This is a genomic window from Methanosphaera sp., assembly GCF_016282985.1.
Classification (GTDB): Archaea; Methanobacteriota; Methanobacteria; order Methanobacteriales; family Methanobacteriaceae; genus Methanosphaera.
On the sequence record NZ_JAEELZ010000150.1, the window covers coordinates 1 to 3,844 of the forward strand.

Annotated in this window: 2 protein-coding genes; both read right to left on the reverse strand. The window is 32.7% G+C overall.

Annotation, left to right across the window (positions count from 1 at the left end; all coding sequences use genetic code 11):
* Window positions 1-596: 596 nt before the first annotated feature.
* Window positions 597-1,766, reverse strand: a complete 1,170-nt coding sequence (locus QZZ11_RS09255; protein ID WP_292475586.1) for a TIGR04083 family peptide-modifying radical SAM enzyme — start codon at window positions 1,764-1,766, stop codon at window positions 597-599.
* Window positions 1,767-1,780: 14 nt separating this feature from the next.
* Window positions 1,781-3,556, reverse strand: a complete 1,776-nt coding sequence (locus QZZ11_RS09260) for a ribosome biogenesis/translation initiation ATPase RLI (protein WP_292475589.1) — start codon at window positions 3,554-3,556, stop codon at window positions 1,781-1,783.
* Between the last annotated feature and the right edge of the window lie 288 nt (window positions 3,557-3,844).

Here is a 3,844-nt window from a genome sequence, read left to right on the forward strand (position 1 = left end):
ACCAGCAATATGAGCTTGAACACCAGAAAATTTACCCTTAAATTCCTTTTTAACTTTACTAATCACAGACTTATAATTAACTTTCCTAAAATGTTTTCCATCAGAAGACTCAACACACCCCGTTGTTTCAATAGCACAATTTCACGAAATCATTAAGCCTCAACGAAACATCACACAAAACATTAAACTGCTTCTTCGAAAGACCACGAATAATACAACTCCGAGTTAAATATACACAATCATTATTCATAATAATTTTAATTTTTTATATTCACCCCAAAAAAAATAATCAAATAAACAAAACCATAATATAATATCTATTATAATAAACATTTTAAAACAAAATATTAAATTACATAAATAAAATCATGATTCCATAATAATATTATATAACATTATCACATATAAAAATAATCCAAGCATGATAAGTAATCAAAAAGGGATCATGAGAAGTAATAAAATAATTAATACAAATAATAAAAAATAAAATCATTACATCTAAAAAAATAGTAATACTAAACAACAAAAAAAGATAATTTTGTCGGACACTCCTTTTTTAAAAAAAAAAGAGATTGATAAAAAAAGAAAAATATAATTTATTTTAATGCAATATCCATTACAGTAAATTTTTTACCTTCTTTTGGCATGTTTTCAAAGCCAACATTTAATGTGAAGTTAAAGTCTTTTTCTACCGTTTGATCCAATTCTTCAAATGCGAATCCTAATTTTTGATTCATAAGTTCATCAATTTTATCAAATATCATTTTATATGCTTCACAATGTGGATCAACGTTTTTAACTTCATGACCACTAACTGCCAATGCATTGTATGGACATCCACCCCTACAGTAATCTATGTGTTTGCATTCCCTGCAATCTTCATTAACAAATTCCTTGTATTCCTGTAATAGTTTTTCAGCCTTTGTGTTCATTAATTCTTCATAGGTTGGCTTATCCTTAACATTACCTATCTCATATTCAGGCATGTCAACAAACCGGTAACATGGATATATCTTACCATCAGGTCCAATTGCAAATGTACTGTCCATACAGTCAACATATGTGCATACAAAACCTTTTTTCATGAATACTCCCTTACAAAGGTGGTCAATGTTTTTTAGTTCTATTGTATCTGCTAAATCCAAATATTGGTCCAGAAGGTATAACATTAATTCCCCATAATCTTTTGGTTCCAATGCAAATTCATCACCGTTGTCATCTTTTAGTGAGGGGAGAGCAGGATGAATTTTTAAGTTTAAACCGTTTTCCTTGAAGAATTCAAATATTTCCTCTTTGTGTTTTATGGAGTAATTTGTGAATGTGCTTATGAAGCTTACGCGCAGTCCATATTTTTTTGCTATCTCGTAACCTTTTAATGTCTTATCAAAGTAGCCTATTCCTCTTTGTCTGTCATTCAATTCTTTTGGACCGTCTAAACTACTTCCAACCGGTATTTCATACTTCTTGAATAGCTGTGCCAGTTTATCATCCATCAGCCACAGGTTTGTTTGAATGGCATATGCCGGATATAGGTGGGATAAGTGCGTGGATAATTGATTTAATGCATGTTCATAGAATTCGTATCCTGCCAATAATGGTTCTCCTCCATGAAACGTGAATGTTACAGGTTCTTCTTTAAAGTCTTTTAACCATTCAACAATATCATCCATGGTTTCATCAGTCATGACTAATGACACGGTTTCCGAATTCCAGCAGTAGCTGCATTTTGCCGGACATCCCATTGTTGGTACTATCATTACATGCATTGATATCACTTCCTTTATTCTTCTAAGTAGTAGTATTCGCCTTTTTCTTTTTGTTCTCTGTCAAGGTAACTTTCCTGTTTGTTTACTCTTGGCCTGTTGGTTTCCTTATCCCTTCTAAAGGTAATTTTTACGTCGGACAGGAATTTGTTCATTGCATCCCTTAAGTTTATTGGTGCTGTTGCATGACCTGTTTTTCCTGATTCTCCATAGAATACCATTGCCCTGTCAGATATGTAATCAATGAATACTATATCGTGGTCTATAATTAATGCTGATGTGTCATCTCTTACAATAACGTGTTTGATTGCTTTTGCTATTTTTAATCTCTGTTCCACGTCAAGGAATGCTGTCGGTTCATCCAATACATATAAATCCGCATCCTGTGATAATGTTACTGCTGTTGCCAGTCTTTGCAATTCCCCACCTGAAAGCTTGTTTACCTCTTTTTCTAAGATTTTTTCAAGGTCAAATGGTTTTGATATGTCTGTTTTAAATACGTTTGTTCCATATCCTTTTGCATGTGTAAAGAGGAAGTCCTGTACTGTTCCTTCAAAGTCGGAAAGTATGTACTGTGGTTTGTATGCAATTTTGATTTCTTCTTCAACTTCTCCTGAATCAGGTTCTGTTACTCCTGCCAATATCTTTGCATATGTGGTTTTTCCTATACCGTTAGGTCCAAATGCCGTGATAACCTGGCTTTGTTTTATTTCACCTTCATCCACTGTTAGTTCAAAGTTGTCATACTTTTTATGGAAATCCGTGTATGTTGTGATTGTTTCTGAGTCTATTAAATCGCTTGGCGGTCTGATTTCAAATTCTATAGGCTGTTTTCTGATTCTTATATTTTCTTCCTTTAAAAAACCGTTGATGTATGCGTTGATTCCAACCCTTACTCCTCTGAGTTTTGATACCACACCGTATGCTCCTTCTTCACCATACATTACATGGACATAATCACTCATTGCATCCAATGTTGCAAGGTCGTGTTCTATTACCAGTACATTTCTGTTTTCTTCCGTCAGGTCTCTTATTACTTCAACTGTGTTTAGTCTTTGTTTTACATCCAGCCATGATGTCGGTTCGTCTATGTAGTAAAAGTTTGCATCCCTCAGTACTGTTGCTGCTATTGCTATTCTTTGTAGTTCTCCACCGGATAGTTTTCCCAGTTTTCTGTTTAATGTGTTTTGCAATTCCAGTTTTTCTACAACTTCATCCATTTTATTTCTTTCATCTACCCCTTCAAGTAATTCAGATACCTTTCCTTTAACTACTTTTGGAAGCTGATCAACCATCTGTGGTTTGAATGCCACTTTTACTTCGTTGTTGCTTAATTTTTTGAAGTAACTTTGTAGTTGGGAACCTCTGAAATAATCTATTACTTCATCCCATGATCCTTCCTGGTTGTATTTTCCAAAGTTTGGTATTATCTGTCCTGACAGTATGTTTAGAATTGTGGATTTTCCAATACCGTTTGGTCCAAGTAATCCTACAACGGAACCTTCTTCTATTGTTGGCATACCAAATAGTTCAAATGAGTTTTGACCATACCTGTGAATTGGTTCCTCCTGTAATATTTCCGGCAGGTTGATTATGTTTATTGCATTGAATACACATCTGTTTACGCATATCCCACAACCGGAACACAATTCTTCGGAGATGACCGGCTTTTTATCTTCACCTATAAGTATCGTGTCTTCTTCCATTCTTACTCCCGGACAGTATTCTATACAGGCGTAGTTACACTTTTTTGGCTGACATTTATCTTTTTCCAATATTGCTATTCTTGACAAAAATACACTCCCCCTCAGTATTTTTTGTATGAAATATTCTAATTAATCCGATGATTTATCATTATAATAATATGTTTTATCTTTTAATTATAGTTTATTGTCGTAATAGATTTTAAAAGAAGTTTATTAAAAATAGTAAAAAAGATGCTCCAATTGGAAATAATTTTACAAAAATACAATTATTTTAACATATTTCTATAATATTATGAAAAAAATTTAATATATTTCACTTTTTGATATAAAATATTAATTATTCATAAGAAAAATTAAGCATTTTATTTTATTACA

Bases quoted from the DNA above. Each gene is read 5' to 3' on its own strand.
- QZZ11_RS09255 (WP_292475586.1), bottom strand. From the start codon at position 1,766: ATGCATGTAATGATAGTACCAACAATGGGATGTCCGGCAAAATGCAGC.